Raw genomic sequence first — 1,556 nt, 5'->3', positions numbered from 1 at the left:
GCCGACGCCGCAAACGCCCCCCGCCGACGCCGCCGGAAACAAACGATGTCCCGCGTGAGCCGGACTCCCCCTTGGTGGGCAAACTTCTGAATGTCAAAGTATGAATGCCAATCTCGTTTTTGCCCTCATTGTCGCTTTCTCCATTCTTGAACTGGCCATTCTTGGCGGCGTGCTTTTTTTCTATCTGCGCCTGCGACGCTCTGAAGCCATGCTCAACGCCCTGCAAGGCAATCAGGAAGCGCTGCTGGCCCGCATAGAAATGAATGCCCGGCTGGAGCGCGAAATTGTGGCGACCTTCGCCCAACGCCAGGCAGAGCTGCAAAACCTGGACGGCAAGCTTGAAGAACGCGCCCAATATCTGCGCCGTCTGCTGGAACAGGCCGAAGGTATCAGCCGTTCGCCCCAGTTCCTGCGCGAAATCATCCTCAACGGCAGGCGCAAGGGGCTCTCAAGCCGCCAGATCGCCCGCAATGCGGGCCTGAGCGTGGACGAGGTGGATCTGATCCTGGCACAGGAAGCCGACTAGATGTAGGGTCTGCCTCTCAGGCAGGCAGATCAGGAGCAAGGGCAGGAAGCGCCGCAAAAGCAGCGGCCCTGCCCCGAAATACCCTGCCGACGTCTCTTCGCCCTACGCTTGCCCCTCCCTCTCCTCTCCCCCTTCGCCCCATATCCTGCGACTTTTAAGCACTTTCTTGCGCACTCCGGCCCAGGTGTCCCGTGTGAGGGCCGACGAGTCCATCCTGTTCAGCATCTCGCCGTACAGGCCGAGGGGAACGGCAAAGCTCAGCTCGTCTGCCTTCATGTACTTGCGGGCGGAAGGATCAAACCCTCCAATGACCGCACAGGGCTGTCCACGGCGTTCATACACCAGGGGCCAGGCAATGATATTGGTACAGCCTGCTCCGAACGGCGAAACAACTCCGGTATGGCTGCCCACAGTATAGCAGGCCAGATTGTGCAGTCCGGTCATGACCTCCGGCCGCGCGAAAAAGACCACCACCAGGGGCTGCTCCGCCTGGCTGAACTGCTCCAGCGGCTTGATCACGCAATATTTGCCTTCCTGCAGGGGCGGCGCGCAGTCTTCCATAAATGCCACCATGCTTTCCGGCGACGGCAGGTAATGTTCCCCTTCAATGGGCGTTCCCGGCACACCCGTGGACACATAGTGGACGTTCATATCAAGGTAAGGCGCATATACGCCGGAATAATACCCGCCCCCCATGCAGCCGCATTCCTTGTGGCTTATCCACGCCGCCGTACGCTTTTTGCGCGCCAGCCGGATATTGCCGATGATGCATGAGAAAGAACCGAAAGCCTTTTGCCAGTCGATCTCTCCGGCGGCCTCGCGCTCCCGGCTGTAGATTTCTCCGGCTTTGGGGCCATAGCCTTCCGGTTTTACGTCCGTGTAATACACGCCCAACGGGGCCTCGTTATGGCCCAGAAGATCCAGCAGTTTTTGCGTCTGCTCAACAAGCTGTTGCATTGCGCGCTCCTTGCAGTCAGGGTTGCGGCGGCTTTGCGCCCGCCATGCGTTGCCCGGCATGCGCGGCTGTGCG

2 protein-coding genes are annotated in these 1,556 nt (G+C 60.2%); one reads left to right on the top strand and one right to left on the bottom strand.

From position 1 onward, the window contains the following. The first annotated feature begins 100 nt into the window (after positions 1 to 100). Positions 101 to 526 carry a hypothetical protein gene (locus V6C07_RS04895; RefSeq protein ID WP_333535247.1) on the top strand — a complete coding sequence of 142 codons (426 nt, stop codon included), beginning with the start codon at positions 101 to 103 and terminating at the stop codon, positions 524 to 526. 102 nt (positions 527 to 628) lie between these two features. On the opposite strand, the gene V6C07_RS04890 is transcribed toward V6C07_RS04895, so the two are convergent. Next, positions 629 to 1,483 carry a DUF169 domain-containing protein gene (locus V6C07_RS04890; RefSeq protein ID WP_333543392.1) on the bottom strand — a complete coding sequence of 285 codons (855 nt, stop codon included), beginning with the start codon at positions 1,481 to 1,483 and terminating at the stop codon, positions 629 to 631. Positions 1,484 to 1,556: the final 73 nt, after the last annotated feature.

It is taken from the genome of Desulfovibrio sp. 1214_IL3152, assembly GCF_036763055.1.
Lineage (GTDB): Bacteria > Desulfobacterota > Desulfovibrionia > Desulfovibrionales > Desulfovibrionaceae > Desulfovibrio.
The sequence above is the reverse complement of the archived record's forward strand: the minus strand, read 5'-3'. Positions and strand labels throughout refer to the sequence as shown.